Source organism: Frateuria sp. YIM B11624 (genome assembly GCF_049727805.1).
GTDB lineage: Bacteria > Pseudomonadota > Gammaproteobacteria > Xanthomonadales > Rhodanobacteraceae > Frateuria_A.
Map to the genome: position 1 here is coordinate 1 of NZ_JBCNYA010000048.1, position 16,421 is coordinate 16,421.

Annotated in this window: 12 protein-coding genes, 1 tRNA gene and 1 pseudogene; all 14 read right to left on the reverse strand. The window is 65.4% G+C overall.

The window, feature by feature from the left end; genetic code table 11:
- Nucleotides 1–126 (reverse strand): GTP-binding protein (locus AAIL17_RS17460; protein WP_229730253.1); only part of this gene is annotated, 126 nt, incomplete at its 3' end.
- 50 nt (nt 127–176) lie between these two features.
- Nucleotides 177–2,294, reverse strand: a complete 2,118-nt coding sequence (gene fusA / locus AAIL17_RS17465) for an elongation factor G (protein ID WP_424684106.1) — start codon at nt 2,292–2,294, stop codon at nt 177–179.
- A gap of 134 nt (nt 2,295–2,428) precedes the next feature.
- Entirely contained in the window at nt 2,429–2,896 is a 468-nt protein-coding gene (rpsG, locus tag AAIL17_RS17470; RefSeq protein WP_424684107.1) for a 30S ribosomal protein S7, read from the reverse strand.
- A 135-nt stretch (nt 2,897–3,031) separates the two neighbouring features.
- A complete protein-coding gene (gene rpsL / locus AAIL17_RS17475) occupies nt 3,032–3,406 on the reverse strand; it encodes a 30S ribosomal protein S12 (protein ID WP_424684108.1) in 375 nt (124 codons plus the stop codon).
- 174 nt (nt 3,407–3,580) lie between these two features.
- A complete protein-coding gene (gene rpoC, locus AAIL17_RS17480) occupies nt 3,581–7,795 on the reverse strand; it encodes a DNA-directed RNA polymerase subunit beta' (RefSeq protein ID WP_424684109.1) in 4,215 nt (1,404 codons plus the stop codon).
- 97 nt (nt 7,796–7,892) lie between these two features.
- Nucleotides 7,893–12,053, reverse strand: a complete 4,161-nt coding sequence (gene rpoB / locus AAIL17_RS17485) for a DNA-directed RNA polymerase subunit beta (protein WP_424684110.1) — start codon at nt 12,051–12,053, stop codon at nt 7,893–7,895.
- Nucleotides 12,054–12,336: 283 nt separating this feature from the next.
- Nucleotides 12,337–12,708 (reverse strand): 50S ribosomal protein L7/L12, encoded by a 372-nt coding sequence (gene rplL, locus AAIL17_RS17490; RefSeq protein ID WP_131413565.1) that lies wholly within the window; start codon nt 12,706–12,708, stop codon nt 12,337–12,339.
- 46 nt (nt 12,709–12,754) lie between these two features.
- Nucleotides 12,755–13,279 (reverse strand): 50S ribosomal protein L10, encoded by a 525-nt coding sequence (rplJ, locus tag AAIL17_RS17495; RefSeq protein ID WP_424684111.1) that lies wholly within the window; start codon nt 13,277–13,279, stop codon nt 12,755–12,757.
- A 340-nt stretch (nt 13,280–13,619) separates the two neighbouring features.
- Entirely contained in the window at nt 13,620–14,330 is a 711-nt protein-coding gene (gene rplA, locus AAIL17_RS17500) for a 50S ribosomal protein L1 (protein ID WP_424684112.1), read from the reverse strand.
- Between the two features lie 3 nt (nt 14,331–14,333).
- Nucleotides 14,334–14,762: a 50S ribosomal protein L11 gene (rplK, locus tag AAIL17_RS17505; protein WP_019464005.1), complete on the reverse strand. Its 429-nt coding sequence runs from the start codon at nt 14,760–14,762 to the stop codon at nt 14,334–14,336.
- 331 nt (nt 14,763–15,093) lie between these two features.
- Entirely contained in the window at nt 15,094–15,654 is a 561-nt protein-coding gene (gene nusG, locus AAIL17_RS17510) for a transcription termination/antitermination protein NusG (RefSeq protein WP_091340740.1), read from the reverse strand.
- A 10-nt stretch (nt 15,655–15,664) separates the two neighbouring features.
- Nucleotides 15,665–16,054, reverse strand: a complete 390-nt coding sequence (gene secE, locus AAIL17_RS17515; RefSeq protein WP_424684113.1) for a preprotein translocase subunit SecE — start codon at nt 16,052–16,054, stop codon at nt 15,665–15,667.
- Nucleotides 16,055–16,132: 78 nt separating this feature from the next.
- Nucleotides 16,133–16,208 (reverse strand) — tRNA-Trp (locus AAIL17_RS17520).
- A gap of 87 nt (nt 16,209–16,295) precedes the next feature.
- Nucleotides 16,296–16,421 (reverse strand): annotated as a pseudogene (tuf, locus tag AAIL17_RS17525) (elongation factor Tu); the annotation flags it as partial.

Consider the following 16,421-nt stretch of genomic DNA (forward strand, 5'->3'; position numbering starts at 1 on the left):
GCCACCGAAACGCTCGGCGCCCACCTTGGTCAGCGCCGCCGTCAGCGTCGTCTTGCCGTGGTCCACGTGGCCGATCGTGCCCACGTTCACGTGCGGCTTGGTGCGTTCGAATTTACCCTTTGCCATGACTTCAAACCTCTAGAAAAGAACGATGTTGTTTGGAGAGGAAGGCCTTATCAGGCCTTCTTGATCACTTGCTCGGCAATGTTGTTCGGAGCCTCGGCGTAGTGGTCGAACTCCATCGTGAACGTCGCGCGACCCTGGGTCAGCGAACGGATGGTGGTCGCATAGCCGAACATCTCGCCCAGCGGCACCATCGCATTGATGGTCTTGCCCGAGGGCGTGTCGTCCTGGCCCTGCAGCAGGCCGCGGCGACGGCTCAGATCGCCCATCACGTCACCGACGTACTCTTCGGGCGTGACCACCTCGACCTTCATCATCGGCTCGAGCAGGACCGGGTTCGCCTTGGCGAAGCCCTGCTTGAAGGCCATCGACGCAGCGAGCTTGAACGCCATTTCCGACGAGTCGACGTCATGGTAGGAACCAAACACGAGCTTGGTCTTGACGCCCACCACCGGGAAGCCGGCCAGCGGTCCGCTGGTAATGGTTTCGCGCAGGCCCTTTTCGACCGACGGGATGAACTCCTTCGGAATCACGCCACCGGTGATCTCGTTGACGAACAGGAAATCGTCCTTGACGTCCGGGCTCTTGCGCTCTTCCTCGGTCATCGGCGACAGCTCGATCACGACGTGACCGTACTGACCCTTGCCGCCCGACTGCTTGGCGTGCTTGTAGTCCGACTTGACGTCCGACGCGCGGATCGTCTCGCGATAAGCCACCTGAGGCTTGCCGACATTCGCTTCGACGTTGAACTCACGCTTCATGCGGTCCACCAGAATGTCCAGGTGGAGCTCGCCCATGCCCGAGATGATGGTCTGGCCCGATTCCTCGTCCGTGCGCACGCGGAAGGACGGATCCTCCGCGGCCAGGCGACCGAGGGCGATGCCCATCTTCTCCTGGTCGGACTTGGTCTTCGGCTCGACCGCCATCGAGATCACCGGCTCCGGGAACGTCATGCGCTCCAGGGTGATGATGTGGTCCTGCGCGCACAGCGTATCGCCGGTCGTCACGTCCTTCAGGCCGACCGCGGCGGCGATGTCGCCCGCGCGGACTTCCTTCAGCTCGTGACGCTCGTTCGCGTGCATCTGCAGGATGCGGCCGATGCGCTCCTTCTTGGACTTGACCGGGTTGTAGACCTGGTCACCGGCATTCAGCGTGCCCGAATAGACACGGAAGAACGTCAGCGAGCCGACGAACGGGTCGGTCATGATCTTGAAGGCGAGCGCGGAGAACGGCGCATTGTCGTCCGCCGTGCGGGTCGCGTCGTTGTCGTCGTCGTCCACGCCGGTGACCGGCGGACGGTCGGCGGGCGACGGCAGCAGGTTCACCACCGCGTCGAGCATCGCCTGGACGCCCTTGTTCTTGAACGCCGTGCCGCAGTAGACCGGGATGATCTCGCTCGACAGCGTGCGCTGGCGCAGGCCCTCGATGATCTCGGCCTCGGAGAGCTCGCCGCCCTCGAGGTACTTGTTCATCAGTTCCTCGGACGCCTCGGCGGCCGACTCGACCATGTAGCTGCGTGCCTCGGCGGCCTTGTCCGCAAGGTTGGCCGGGATGTCCTGGTATTCGAACTTCATGCCCTGGGATTCCATGTCCCAGATGATCGCCTTCATCTTGATGAGGTCGACCACGCCGTCGAAGTTGTCCTCGGCGCCGATCGGCACCTGCATCGGTACGGGGTTGGCGCCCAGGCGCGACTTCAGCTGGTCGACGACCTTGTAGAAGTTGGCACCGGTGCGATCCATCTTGTTGACGAACGCAAGGCGCGGCACCTTGTACTTGTTGGCCTGGCGCCACACGGTCTCGGACTGCGGCTGCACGCCGCCGACCGCGCACAGCACGAACACGGCGCCGTCGAGCACGCGCAGCGAACGCTCGACTTCGATGGTGAAGTCGACGTGCCCGGGGGTGTCGATGATGTTGAAGCGGTGCTCGGGCAACGAGCGGTCCATGCCCTTCCAGAACGCCGTGGTGGCCGCGGAAGTGATGGTGATGCCGCGCTCCTGCTCCTGCTCCATCCAGTCCATGGTGGCCGCACCGTCATGCACCTCGCCAATCTTGTGACTGACGCCGGTGTAGAACAGGATGCGCTCCGTGGTGGTGGTCTTGCCGGCATCGATGTGGGCCATGATGCCGAAGTTGCGGTAGCGCTCGATGGGAGTGGTGCGTGCCATGGATGTTTACCTGTACAGGGCAACCCTGCCCTCGATTCATTGCGGCCGTCCGGGCCACAGTTTCTATGAGAAATCCGCCGCGAACGGCGGAGTGGCTCCCTGCCGCCGCCGGAAGCGGCGGCAAGGCAAACCGCTTACCAGCGGTAGTGCGAGAAGGCCTTGTTGGCTTCCGCCATGCGGTGCGTTTCTTCGCGCTTCTTGATCGCGCCGCCGCGGTTCTCCGAGGCTTCCAGCAGCTCGGCAGCCAGCTTGCGCGGCATCGAGGTCTCGCCGCGCTTGCGCGCCGCGTCGATCACCCAGCGCATCGCCAGCGCCATGCGGCGGCCCGGACGCACTTCGACCGGCACCTGGTAGGTGGCACCACCGACGCGGCGGGACTTCACCTCGACCGCCGGGGCGACGTTGCCCAGCGCCTTCTCGACCAGAGCCACCGGCTCGGCGTTCTTTTCACCCAGATGATCCAGCGCGCCGTAGACGATGCTTTCGGCGACCGACTTCTTGCCGCTCTTCATCACCATGTTGATGAAGCGGGCGATCAGCTGGCTGCCGTGCTTGGGGTCCGGCAGGACCAGGCGGGCGGGATGGGAACCTTTACGCGACATGTTTGGAGTCCGTGATTTTCGCGGACACCCTTGTCCGCCGGAAAAGCGGCCACCCTGGCCGCATGTTTGTTTTGCGCAGACGCCCCGTCCGCTCGATAAGCAGCCATCCGTGGCCGCACACCCGCGACGGGTGGATTACTTCTTCGGGCGCTTGGCGCCGTACTTGGAGCGGGCCTGGCGACGCTTGGCCACGCCCGCGCAATCGAGGCTGCCGCGCACGGTGTGGTAGCGCACGCCCGGCAGGTCCTTCACGCGGCCGCCGCGGATCAGCACGACCGAGTGCTCCTGCAGGTTGTGGCCTTCGCCACCGATGTAACTGATGACCTCGTAACCGTTGGTCAGGCGCACCTTGGCGACCTTGCGCAACGCCGAGTTCGGCTTCTTCGGGGTGGTCGTGTACACGCGCGTGCAGACGCCGCGACGCTGCGGGCTGCTCTGCAGGGCCGGCGAAGCGCTCTTGTAGGTCTTCGGGCTGCGGTTCTTGCGCACCAACTGGTTGACTGTCGTCATGCGAAGCTTTTCCTGAGAAACATAAAGGCAGACCGAAACTCGGTCTGCCAAGAAGCGGGAATTTAACATGGGCGCCTTGCACCAGGCAAGGTAACGCCCTGTCGTCCATGGCCCGAACACGAGGTGCATCCGTGCACCTCATTTCGTATGTCAGCGAGCGACGCCCCTCAAGGCTTACTCGACACCTTCATCGCTACCGGCAGTGGCCTCCGCAAACGACACCGCGGAGGAAGAGCCGGAAAGGGTTTCCAGCTCCGAGGCGGTCAGACCGCCCTGGCGACGACGCTGCGCGTGGTACGCCAGACCCGTACCTGCCGGAATCAGACGGCCGACAATAACATTTTCCTTGAGGCCCCGCAAGGTATCGCGGGTGCCGCGGACCGCCGCCTCGGTGAGGACGCGGGTGGTCTCCTGGAAGGAAGCGGCCGAGATGAACGATTCGGTCGCCAGCGACGCCTTGGTGATGCCCAGCAGCACCGACTGGTACTCGGCCGGACGCTCGCCCTTGCCCTCGGCGCGCTCGTTCTCCTCGTTGATCCGCACGCGCTCGACCTGCTCGCCGCGCAGGTAGTGGCTTTCGCCCGGCTCGGTGATCTCGACCTTGCGCAGCATCTGGCGAATGATCGCTTCGATGTGCTTGTCGTTGATCTTCACGCCCTGCAGGCGATAGACGTCCTGGATCTCCTTGACCAGGTACGCCGCCAACGGCTCCACGCCCAGCAGGCGCAGGATGTCATGCGGATTGGGCTCGCCGTCGACGACGGTCTCGCCCTTCTCCACGTGCTCGCCCTCGAACACGATGACCTGGCGCCACTTCGGGATCAGCTCCTCGTGCTCGTTGCCGTCGGCGTCCTTGATGATCAGGCGCTGCTTGCCCTTGGTGTCCTTGCCGAAGCTGACCACACCGGAGCGCTCGGCCAGGATCGCCGGCTCCTTCGGCTTGCGTGCCTCGAACAGATCGGCCACGCGCGGCAGACCACCGGTGATGTCGCGAGTCTTGGAGGTCTCCTGCGGGATACGCGCAACCACGTCGCCCACGCCTACTTCCACGCCGTTCTGGATCGACACGATCGCACCGGCCGGCAGCATGTACTGGGCCGGTACGTCGGTACCCGGCAGCTTCAGCTCGCGACCCTTGGCGTCTTCCAGGCGCACGATCGGGCGCAGATCCTTGGCCGCGGTGCCGCGACGCTTTGGATCGGTCACCACCGCCGATTCCAGGCCGGTCAGCTCGTCGGTCTGGCTCTGCACGGTGACGCCATCGATGAAGTCGATGAAGCGCACGGTACCGGCCACTTCCGAGACGATCGGGTGGGTGTGCGGATCCCAGTTGGCCACGGTCTGGCCGGCCTTGACCGCTGCGCCGTCCTTGACCGAGATGGTCGCGCCGTAGGGCACCTTGTAGCGCTCGCGCTCGCGGCCGTTGGCGTCGATCACCGACACCTCGCCCGAACGCGACACCGCCACCAGGTGGCCCTGCGCGTGCTGCACGGTCTTGAGGTTGTTGAACTTCAGCGTGCCGGTGGTCTTGACCGAGACGTTGTCCACCGCGGCGGCACGGGAGGCCGCGCCACCGATGTGGAAGGTACGCATGGTCAGCTGGGTGCCGGGCTCGCCGATCGACTGCGCGGCGACCACGCCCACGGCCTCGCCCATGTTGACCAGGTGGCCACGGGCCAGATCGCGGCCGTAGCACAGCGCGCACACGCCGTGGCTCGCCTCGCAGGTGATCGGCGAACGCACCTTGATCGACTGCACGCCGGCCTTGTCCAGCTTCTCCACCAGCGCCTCGTCCAGCAAGGTGTCGCGGGTGACGATCGGATCATCGTCGTTGCCCGGGCCGTAGACGTCCTCGACTACCACGCGGCCCAGCACGCGCTCGCGCAACGGCTCGACCACGTCACCGCCTTCGACGATCGGCTGCATCAGGATGCCGTCCTCGGTGCCGCAATCGGTCTCGGTGACAACCACATCCTGCGCCACGTCCACCAGACGACGGGTCAGGTAGCCGGAGTTGGCGGTCTTCAACGCGGTATCCGCCAGGCCCTTGCGGGCGCCGTGGGTCGAGTTGAAGTACTGCAGCACGTTCAGGCCTTCGCGGAAGTTGGCCTTGATCGGGGTCTCGATGATCGAGCCGTCCGGGCGGGCCATCAGGCCACGCATGCCGGCCAGCTGGCGGATCTGCGCCACGCTACCGCGCGCGCCGGAGTCGGCCATGATGTACAGCGAGTTCATCGACTTCTGGTTGACCGTCTTGCCCTCGGCGTCGGTCACCTTTTCGGTACCGATGCCGTCGATCATCGCCTTGGCGACCAGCTCGTTGGTGCGCGACCAGATGTCGACAACCTTGTTGTAGCGCTCGCCGGCGGTGACCAGGCCCGACTGGTACTGCTCCTGGATCTCGACCACTTCCTTCTCGGCCTCTTCCAGGATCCCCTTCTTCTCGTCCGGGATGATCATGTCATCGATGCCGATCGAGATGCCCGCGCGGGTGGCGAAGCGGAAGCCGGTGTACATCAGCTGGTCCGCGAACACCACGGTCTCCTTGAGGCCAAGGCGGCGGTAGCAGGCGTTGATAAGGCGCGAGATGTTCTTCTTGGTCAGCTCCGTGTTGGCCAGCTCGAAGGGCAGGCCCTCGGGCATGATCTCGGCCAGCAGCGCACGGCCCACGGTGGTCTCGACCAGCGAGACCTTGCTGGTGCGCTCGCCGTCATCGGCGATGTTCACCTGCTTCAGGCGCACCTTGACCTTGGCGTGCAGCTCGACCGCACGGTTGTCATAGGCGCGGCGCACCTCGGCGATGCCCGAGAACACCATTCCGGTGCCCTTGGCGTTCACCAGCTCGCGGGTCATGTAGTACAGGCCCAGCACCACGTCCTGGGTCGGCACGATGATCGGCTCGCCGTTGGCGGGCGACAGGATGTTGTTGGTCGCCATCATCAGGGCGCGCGCTTCCAGCTGCGCCTCGATCGAGAGCGGCACGTGCACGGCCATCTGGTCGCCGTCGAAGTCGGCGTTGAACGCGGTACAGACCAGCGGATGCAGCTGGATGGCCTTGCCTTCGATCAGCTTCGGCTCGAACGCCTGGATGCCGAGGCGGTGCAGGGTCGGGGCGCGGTTGAGCAGCACCGGATGCTCGCGGATCACCTCTTCGAGGATGTCCCACACCATCGGCTCTTCGCGCTCGACCAGCTTCTTGGCGGCCTTGATGGTGGTGGCCTCGCCGCGGGCCTGCAGCTTGGCGAAGATGAACGGCTTGAACAGCTCCAGCGCCATCTTCTTGGGCAGGCCGCACTGGTGCAGGCGCAGCGTCGGGCCGACCACGATCACCGAACGGCCGGAGTAGTCCACGCGCTTGCCGAGCAGGTTCTGGCGGAACCGGCCCTGCTTGCCCTTGATCATGTCGGCCAGCGACTTCAGCGCGCGCTTGTTGGTGCCGGTGATGGCACGGCCGCGGCGGCCGTTGTCCAGCAGCGCGTCGACCGACTCCTGCAGCATGCGCTTCTCGTTGCGCACGATGATGTCGGGCGCATTGAGCTCGAGCAGGCGCTTGAGGCGGTTGTTGCGGTTGATGACGCGGCGGTACAGGTCATTCAAGTCGGAGGTCGCGAAGCGGCCGCCATCCAGCGGCACCAGCGGACGCAGGTCCGGCGGCAGCACCGGCAGCACGGTCATGACCATCCACTCGGGCTTGTTGCCCGACTCGATGAAGGCCTCGATCAACTTGACGCGCTTGGTGAGGCGCTTGAGCTTGGTCTCGGAATTGGTCGAGGCGATCTCTTCCTTCAGGCGGATCACCTCGCCCTGCAGGTCGATCGACTTCAGCAACTCGTAGACGGCCTCGGCGCCCATGCGGGCGTCGAACTCGTCGCCGTGCTCCTCGGTCGCTTCCAGGTACTGCTCCTCGCTGAGCAGCTGGCCCTTCTCCAGCGCCGTCAGGCCCGGATCGATGACCACGTAGGCCTCGAAATACAGGATGCGCTCGATGTCGCGCAGGGTCATGTCCAGCATCAGGCCGATGCGCGAAGGCAGCGACTTGAGGAACCAGATGTGCGCGGTGGGACTGGCCAGCTCGATGTGGCCCATGCGCTCGCGGCGCACCTTGGCCAGCGTCACTTCCGTGCCGCACTTCTCGCAGACCACGCCGCGGTGCTTCATGCGCTTGTACTTGCCGCACAGGCACTCGTAGTCCTTCACCGGGCCGAAGATGGCGGCGCAGAACAGGCCGTCACGCTCGGGCTTGAACGTGCGGTAGTTGATCGTCTCGGGCTTCTTCACCTCGCCGTACGACCACGAGCGGATCAGCTCGGGCGACGCCAGCGCGATCTTGATCGCGTCGAAGTCGGGCGTGGTGCGCTGCTGGTTGAAAAGGTTGAGCAGGTCTTTCATGGGTGTCTCCGGTCGGAGCAAATTCTTCGGTAGAGGTCCGTGATGCAAGCTGAGGCTGGTCTTCAGCCCGGCGCGCTTCCGCGCCGGGCCGCGACGATCACTTCACCTCTTCCAGGTCGATGTCGATGCCGAGCGAGCGGATTTCCTTCACCAGCACGTTGAAGGACTCCGGCATGCCCGCCGCCATCTCGTGGTTGCCGTCGACGATGTTCTTGTACATCTGGTTGCGGCCCTGCACGTCATCGGACTTCACCGTCAGCATTTCCTGCAGGGTATAGGCCGCGCCGTAGGCTTCCAGCGCCCAGACTTCCATTTCGCCGAAGCGCTGGCCGCCGAACTGCGCCTTGCCGCCCAGCGGCTGTTGGGTGACCAGCGAGTACGGGCCGGTGGAGCGCGCGTGCATCTTGTCGTCGACCAGGTGGTTGAGCTTCAGGTAATGCATGTAGCCGACGGTGATCGGGCGATCGAACGCCTCGCCGGTGCGGCCGTCGAACAGCGTGGTCTGGCCCGACGTGGGCAGATCCGCCAGCTTCAGCATTGCCTTGATCTCGGTTTCCTCGGCACCGTCGAACACCGGCGTGGCCATCGGCACGCCTTCCTGCAGGTTGTTCGCCAGCGTCAGGATCTCCTCGTCGGTCAGCGACTTGAGGTCCACGTGCTGCACCGCGCCGGCGGCATGGTGGTTGTAGATCTGGTTCAGGAACTCGCGAACCTTCGCCACCTTGTCCTGCGCCTCGAGCATGCGCTGGATCTTCCGGCCCAGGCCCTTGGCGGCCCAGCCCAGATGCATCTCCAGCACCTGGCCGATGTTCATGCGCGAAGGCACGCCCAGCGGGTTGAGCACGATGTCGACCGGCTCGCCGTTGGCCATGAACGGCATGTCCTCGACCGGCACCACGTTGGACACCACGCCCTTGTTGCCGTGGCGGCCGGCCATCTTGTCACCCGGCTGGATGCGGCGCTTCACGGCCAGGAACACCTTGACCATCTTGAGCACGCCCGGCGCGAGGTCGTCGCCCTGGGTGATCTTGCCCTGCTTCTCCTTGAAACGGCGGTCGAACTCCTCCTTGTGACGCTTGACCTGATCGGCCGCGCGCTCGAGGAACTCGGTGACGCTCTCGTCCTTGACGTTGATCTTGAACCAGTCGTCCTTCTTCAGGCCGTCCAGGTAGGCGTCGGTGATTTCCGCACCGCGCTTCAGGCCGCCCGGGCCGCTCATCGCGGTCTGGCCGACCAGCTGCGCGCGCATGCGGTTGTAGATCGCGCCCTCGAGGATGCGGAACTGATCGTCGAAGTCCTTGCGGATCCGCTTGATCTCCATGTCCTCGATCTGCTTGGCGCGCTTGTCCTTCTCGATGCCGTCGCGGGTGAACACCTGCACGTCGATGACGGTGCCGTCCATGCCCGGCGGCACGCGCAGCGAGCTGTCCTTCACGTCGGACGCCTTCTCACCGAAGATCGCGCGCAGCAGCTTCTCTTCCGGCGTCAGCTGGCTCTCGCCCTTGGGCGTCACCTTGCCCACCATGATGTCGCCAGCCTTGACCTCGGCGCCGATGTACACGATGCCGGACTCGTCCAGACGCGCCAACGCCTGCTCACCCACGTTCGGGATGTCGGCGGTGATTTCCTCGGCGCCCAGCTTGGTGTCACGCGCGATGCAGGACAGCTCCTCGATGTGGATCGAGGTGTAGCGGTCCTCCTGCACGACGCGCTCGGAGAGCAGGATCGAGTCTTCGAAGTTGTAGCCGTTCCACGGCATGAAGGCGATCAGCATGTTCTGGCCGAGCGCGAGCTCGCCCAGGTCGGTGGACGAGCCGTCCGCCAGCGTGTCGCCCTTGGCCACCACGTCACCGACGTTCACCAGCGGGCGCTGGTTGAGGTTGGTGTTCTGGTTGGAGCGGGTGTACTTGGTCAACGTGTAGATGTCGACGCCGGCGTCGTTGTCGCCGACCTCTTCCTCGTTCACGCGCACCACGATGCGCGCCGCGTCGACCTGGTCGATCACGCCGCCGCGCTTGGCGCTGACGATGACACCGGAGTCGCGCGCCACGGCGCGCTCGATGCCGGTACCGACCAGCGGGGTCTGCGAGCGCAGCGTCGGCACGGCCTGGCGCTGCATGTTCGCGCCCATCAGTGCGCGGTTCGCGTCATCGTGCTCCAGGAACGGCACCAGCGCCGCCGCGACCGACACGGTCTGCATCGGCGAGACGTCCATGTAGTCGACCTCGGACGCCGGGCGCAGCTCGGACTCGCCGCGGAAACGGCAGGACACGAAGTCCTCGAGGAACGCGCCGTGCTTGTCCAGCGGCGAGTTCGCCTGCGCGATGACGTGGTCGCCTTCCTCGATCGCCGACAGGTAGTCGACGGTGTCGGTGACCTTGCCGTTGGCGACCTTGCGGTACGGCGTCTCCAGGAAGCCGTAGGCGTTGGTGCGGGCGTACACGGCCAGCGAGTTGATCAGGCCGATGTTCGGGCCTTCCGGCGTCTCGATGGTGCAGACGCGGCCGTAGTGGGTCGGATGCACGTCGCGCACTTCGAAGCCGGCGCGCTCGCGGGTCAGGCCGCCCGGGCCGAGCGCCGAGACGCGACGCTTGTGGGTCACTTCCGACAGCGGGTTGTTCTGGTCCATGAACTGCGAGAGCTGCGAGGAGCCGAAGAACTCCTTCACCGCCGCCGCGACCGGCTTGGCGTTGATCAGCTCCTGCGGGGTCAGCCCCTCGGACTCGGCCAGCGACAGACGTTCGCGCACGGCGCGCTCGACGCGCACCAGGCCGATGCGGAAGGTGTTCTCCGCCATCTCGCCGACCGAACGCACGCGGCGGTTGCCCAGGTGGTCGATGTCGTCGACCGTGCCGTGGCCGTTCTTGATGTCGATCAGCACCTTGAGCACGTCGAGGACGTCGGACGTTTCGCCGAGCTGCTTGACCAGCTCCTGCGCCGCCTCTTCCTTGCGCTCGGCAAAGTACTTGTGGTCGTACAGCACGCCCGGCCCCAGGATCTCCTGGCGACCCACGCGGCGGTTGAACTTCATGCGGCCGACCGCCGACAGGTCGTAGCGGTCGAAGGTGAAGAACAGGTTGAAGAACAGGTTCTGCGCGGCGTCCTTGGTCGGCGGCTCGCCCGGGCGCATCATGCGGTAGATCTCCACCAGCGCCTCGAGCTGCGTCTTGGTGTTGTCGATGCGCAGGGTGTGCGAGATGTAGGCGCCGCGGTCCAGGTCGTTGACGTACAGCGTCGGCACGACTTCGATGCCCGCCTTGCGGAAGGCTTCCAGCTGCTCGGCGGTGATCTCGTCATTGGCCGAGGCCAGCAGTTCGCCGGTCTTGCTGTCGACGATGTCGGTGGCCACGATGCGGCCGACCGGATAGTCGTCCGGCACTTCCAGCGCAGTGATGTTCTCGGCCGCCAGCTGGCGCACGTGGCGCGCGGTGATGCGCTTGCCTGCCTCGACCAGCACCTTGCCGCCGACCGCCAGGTCGAAGGTCAGCGTCTCGCCGCGCAGGCGCTCGGCGACCAGCTCCAGCGTGGTGCCGCCCTTCTTGCCCAGATGGAACACGTTGTGCTCGAAGAAGATGCCCAGCATCTCTTCGTTCGAGTAGCCGAGCGCGCGCAGCAGCACCGTCACCGGCAGCTTGCGGCGACGGTCGATGCGGGTGAACAGCGCGTCCTTCGGATCGAACTCGAAGTCCAGCCAGGAGCCGCGGTAGGGGATCACGCGGGCGGAGAACAGCAGCTTGCCCGAGCTGTGCGTCTTGCCGCGGTCATGGTCGAAGAACACGCCCGGCGAACGATGCAGCTGCGAGACGATGACGCGCTCGGTGCCGTTGATGATGAAGGTGCCGGTCTCGGTCATGAGCGGGATCTCGCCCATGTAGACCTCCTGCTCCTTGACGTACTTGACCGCCTTCTTCGAGGCCGGGCTGTCCTTGTCGTAGATCACCAGGCGCACGGTGGTGCGCAGCGGCGCACCGTAGGTCATGCCGCGGTTGCGGCACTCGCGCTCGTCGAAGGCGGGCTCGCCCAGGCGATAGTCCACGTACTCGAGCGCGGCGTTGCCCGAATAGCTGGAGATCGGGAACACCGACTTCAGCGCGGCGTGCAGACCCTTGTCCTCGCGCTTCTTCGGCGCGACGTGCTCCTGCAGGAACTCATGGTAGGAATCGGTCTGGATGGTCAGCAGGTTGGGCACGCCCAGCACGGGCGGGCGCTTGCCGAAATCCTTGCGGATGCGCTTTTTCTCGGTAAACGAGTAGGTCATGGGGTGACGCCTCGGTTCGCAGTGGCGCCGGTGGTGCACACACCGGCTAATGATGAAAAATCGGCTGTCGCTTCCGGCGGGGCAGAACCGCCGGCTTACGGCAAAAAGCAGGAGTCAAAAGCCATCGGGCTTCTCAGTCTTGCCTTCTGCTTTCCCGGGATCCTTGGGACCGCGACGGATCACGGCTGATGCAGGCATCCCCTCTGCAACGGGCAAAGCCCGGGAGCTTTCGCCCCCAGGCTCGCTTGACGCTAAGCCAAACTGACGGCGCGCAAGGCGCCGATTACTTCAGTTCGACCGTGGCGCCGGCAGCTTCCAGGTCCTTCTTGAACTTGGCAGCGTCTTCCTTCGAAGCGGCTTCCTTCACGACGCCACCGGCCTCGGTCAGGTCCTTCGCTTCCTTCAGGCCCAGGCCGGTGATGGCGCGGACGGCCTTGATCACGTCGACCTTCTTGTCGCCGGCGGACTTCAGGATCACGTCGAACTCGGTCTGCTCCTCGGCAGCCGGGCCAGCGGCGGCCGGGCCGGCGGCGACCATCACCGGGGCGGCGGCGGTCACGCCGAACTTCTCTTCGATGGCCTTCACCAGGTCCATCACTTCCATCAGCGACTTGGCGGCGACGGCTTCAACGATCTGTTCGTTGGTCAGGGACATTTGCTTTTACCTCTGGAAATTTTTTCGTTTGGAAAGGGTCGTCGGATCAGGCTTCGGCCGGGGCTTCGGCGGCGACTTCGCCACCACCCTGCTTGTCGGCCACGGCCTTGACCACGCGGGCGAACATCGTCGCCGGCTCGGCCAGCACGCGGGCCAGCATGGCCAGCGCCTGTTCGCGGGTCGGCAGCGCGGCCAGCACGTCGACGTGCGCGGCGGGCAGCAGCTTGCCTTCCACCGCGACGAGCCGCGGCTTGAGCTTGTCGTTGGTCTTGGCGAATTCCTTGATCAGACGCCCGGCGGCACCGGGTTCCTCGGTCGAGAACGCGTACAGCAGCGGACCGGTCAGGGCGTCCTTGACGACCTCGAACTCGGTACCGGCCACGGCGCGCGACACCAGCGTGTTCTTGACGACCTTCAGGAACACGCCCGACTCGCGGGCCTTCTTGCGCATCGCGGTCATCTGTTCGACCGTGGTGCCCGCGTACTCGGCGGCGACCAAGGAGTGGGCCTTGGCGGCGACGTCTGCCAGCTCGGCGACTACTTCTTGCTTCTGGGTCAGATTGAGAGCCATTGCACTCCTCCACTTAGAACTCCGCTCACGGCTCCTGCCGCTCGCGGTCCTGGGCGACGCCGTCCGTGACGTCGGGGACGCGATGCGTCCCGGGTGGTGGCCTTTCCAGAACATGCATTCCAGAGAAGGGCTGCACCATCTACGCCGGCTGGCCTTGCGGCCGATTAAGCGGTCGAGGTGAAGCGGCGACGGCGATTCCCTGCCAGTAACGAGCTCCCTGCCCGTCGTCGTCGCGCATCGATCGCGCCTGCGGTCTTTGACGGCTGCCCCGACTTGGAGCCGGGACTGCCTTCAAAAACTTCCTCCGCACCCAGCCAGGCGCGGAGGGCTTGAACTTGTCTTACTTGGCGGTAGCCGCGCTCAGCGACGAGGTGTCGACCGGCACGCCCACGCCCATCGTGCTGGACAGGGCGACCTTCTGCAGGTACTGGCCCTTGGCGGCCGCCGGCTTGGCCTTGAGCAGGTCGGCGATCAGCGCGTTGAGGTTGTCGGCGAGCTGCGCGGCCTCGAAGCTGGCCTTGCCGATGGTGGCGTGGATGATGCCCGCCTTGTCGTTGCGGAACTTCACCTGGCCCGCCTTGGCGTTCTTCACCGCGGTGACCACGTCGGCGGTGACCGAGCCGTCCTTCGGGTTCGGCATCAGGCCGCGCGGACCGAGCAACTGGCCCAGCTTGCCGACCACGCGCATCGCGTCCGGCGTGGCGATCACGCGACCGAAGTCGAGGTCGCCGCCCTGCATGCGCTCGGCCAGGTCATCCATGCCGACCGCGTCGGCACCGGCGGCCTTGGCGGCCTCGGCCTTCTCGCCCGGCGGGCAGAACACGGCGACCTTGATGGTCTTGCCGGTGCCGTGCGGCAGCAGCGAGGAACCGCGCACGCCCTGGTCCGACTTCTTCGCGTCGATGCCCAGGCGCACGGCCACGTCGACGGACTCGACGAACTTGGCCTTGGCGTTGCTCTTGACGATGTTCAGGGCGTCTTCCAGCCCGTAGACCTTGCCCGGCTGCACAGCGGCCTGGGCGGCCTTCATACGCTTGGTGATCTTTGCCATGTCTTAACCCTCCACCACCAGGCCCATGCTGCGCGCGCTACCGGCAATGGTGCGCACCGCGGCGTCCAGATCCGCAGCCGTCAGATCCGGCTCCTTCTGCTTCGCGACGTCTTCGAGCTGCTTGCGGGTGATCTTGCCCACCTTGTCGGTGTTGGGCTTGGACGAACCCTTGGCGACGCCGGTGACCTTCTTGATCAGCACGGTGGCGGGCGGGGTCTTGGTGATGAAGGTGAAGCTGCGGTCCGAGTAGGCCGTGATGATCACGGGGATCGGCAGGCCCGGCTCCATCTTCTGCGTGGCGGCGTTGAACGCCTTGCAGAATTCCATGATGTTGAGGCCGCGCTGACCGAGGGCGGGGCCCACCGGCGGCGACGGGTTGGCCTGGCCGGCCTTGACCTGCAGCTTGATGTAACCGACGACTTTCTTTGCCATGGGGATTTTCCTTGCGAGTGCTGGCGCCTTGCGGCTCCTCGCGTGCTTGCCTTCCAGGCGGTGGAGAGCCTGCTTCCGTGCAGGCCGTCGAAAAACAGACACGCCGAGTCGAAAGACTTCGGCATGGAACCGCGTAGTTTAAGGAGTGATCAAGTTTTAAGCAAGTGGCGGGCCAGCGACAGGCTCGGCCCCCTCTCCCCTCCGGGGAGAGGGCTGGGGTGAGGGGCGGCTCTTGCGGGAGGTGCGGATCAGGGCGTGGCTCTGGTGGATTTCCCGCAAGCCCCGGCCCCTCACCTCGATCCTCTCCCCGAAGGGGAGAGGAAGCAGAGCATCAAGCCTTCTCGACCTGCCCGAACTCGAGCTCGACCGGGGTCGAACGGCCGAAGATCAGCACCGCAACGCGCAGGCGGCTCTTCTCGTAGTTGACTTCCTCGACCACGCCGTTGAAGTCGTTGAACGGGCCCTCGGTGACGCGAACCATTTCGCCCGGCTCGAACAACACCTTGGGCTTGGGCTTCTCGACGCCCTCGCGCACGCGGCTGAGGATGGCGTCGGCTTCGCTGTCGCGGATCGGCAGCGGACGATCGGCGGTGCCGCCGATGAAGCCCATGACCTTGGGCGTTTCCTTGACCAGGTGCCAGCACTCGTCGTCGATGCGGGGCGACTTGCCCTCGGTATCGGTCTCGATCTGCACCAGCACGTAGCCCGGGAAGAACTTGCGCTCGCTGCGGCGCTTCTGGCCGCCGCGCATCTCGATCACTTCCTCGGTCGGCACCAGCACTTCGCCGAACTTCTCTTCCATGCCGGCGCGCGCGATGCGCTCGGACAGCGACTTGCGCACCTGGTTCTCGAAGCCCGAATAGGCGTGTACGACATACCAACGCTTGGTCATGGGCTACTCCTTACGAACCGAGTTTGAGCAGCCAGTCCAGCACGACCGACTTCAGTATCAGGTCGATCAGGCCCAGCAGCAAAGAGAGCACGATCACGACGGCGATGATCACGAGCGTGGTCTTGAGGGTCTCGTCGCGCGTCGGCCAGACGACCTTGCGCATCTCGAACTGCGACTCGGCGATGAAGTTGCGCGCCTTGCGACCCGGCCCGGTGAATGCACCGATCGCCAGCGCCGCCACCAGCGCGACCAGCACTCCTGCCAGGCGCACGGAGCCGGGAACGGTGTTGTCGAACCAGGAGTAGGCAAAGATGCCCGCCGCCAGCACCAGCACCGCCAGCACCAGCTTGCCGATATCCGCCGCGCTCGTGCCGCGGGGCTGTTCTGCCTTGGTATTCATCGCAGTGACCGGGAAAGGGAACGCCGGGACCGGGATCGGCCGCTCGACACCCCGCACCCGTCATCGGTCCTCGAAAGATGGCACGCCAGGAGGGACTCGAACCCCCAACCTGCGGTTTTGGAGACCGCTGCTCTGCCAATTGAGCTACTGGCGTATCGGTGGAACGGGATCGGAAGCGGGAGCCGACATCGCCAGGCGCAGTGCGCTCGCGACGGCGGCTCCCGGGTTCCGTATGTACAGCTTACTTGATGACCTTGGCCACCACGCCGGCGCCGACGGTGCGGCCGCCTTCGCGGATGGCGAAGCGCAGGCCCTCGTCCATCGCGATCGGGTGGATCAGCTCCACCGTCATCTTGATGTTGTCGCC

What these genes read in the sequence shown, in the direction of transcription:
- fusA (WP_424684106.1), bottom strand. Translation starts at nt 2,294, where the DNA reads ATGGCACGCACCACTCCCATCGAGCGCTACCGCAACTTCGGCATCATG.
- rpsG (WP_424684107.1), bottom strand. Translation starts at nt 2,896, where the DNA reads ATGTCGCGTAAAGGTTCCCATCCCGCCCGCCTGGTCCTGCCGGACCCC.
- rpsL (WP_424684108.1), bottom strand. Translation starts at nt 3,406, where the DNA reads ATGACGACAGTCAACCAGTTGGTGCGCAAGAACCGCAGCCCGAAGACC.
- rpoC (WP_424684109.1), bottom strand. Translation starts at nt 7,795, where the DNA reads ATGAAAGACCTGCTCAACCTTTTCAACCAGCAGCGCACCACGCCCGAC.
- rpoB (WP_424684110.1), bottom strand. Translation starts at nt 12,053, where the DNA reads ATGACCTACTCGTTTACCGAGAAAAAGCGCATCCGCAAGGATTTCGGC.
- rplL (WP_131413565.1), bottom strand. Translation starts at nt 12,708, where the DNA reads ATGTCCCTGACCAACGAACAGATCGTTGAAGCCGTCGCCGCCAAGTCG.
- rplJ (WP_424684111.1), bottom strand. Translation starts at nt 13,279, where the DNA reads ATGGCTCTCAATCTGACCCAGAAGCAAGAAGTAGTCGCCGAGCTGGCA.
- rplA (WP_424684112.1), bottom strand. Translation starts at nt 14,330, where the DNA reads ATGGCAAAGATCACCAAGCGTATGAAGGCCGCCCAGGCCGCTGTGCAG.
- rplK (WP_019464005.1), bottom strand. Translation starts at nt 14,762, where the DNA reads ATGGCAAAGAAAGTCGTCGGTTACATCAAGCTGCAGGTCAAGGCCGGC.
- nusG (WP_091340740.1), bottom strand. Translation starts at nt 15,654, where the DNA reads ATGACCAAGCGTTGGTATGTCGTACACGCCTATTCGGGCTTCGAGAAC.
- secE (WP_424684113.1), bottom strand. Translation starts at nt 16,054, where the DNA reads ATGAATACCAAGGCAGAACAGCCCCGCGGCACGAGCGCGGCGGATATC.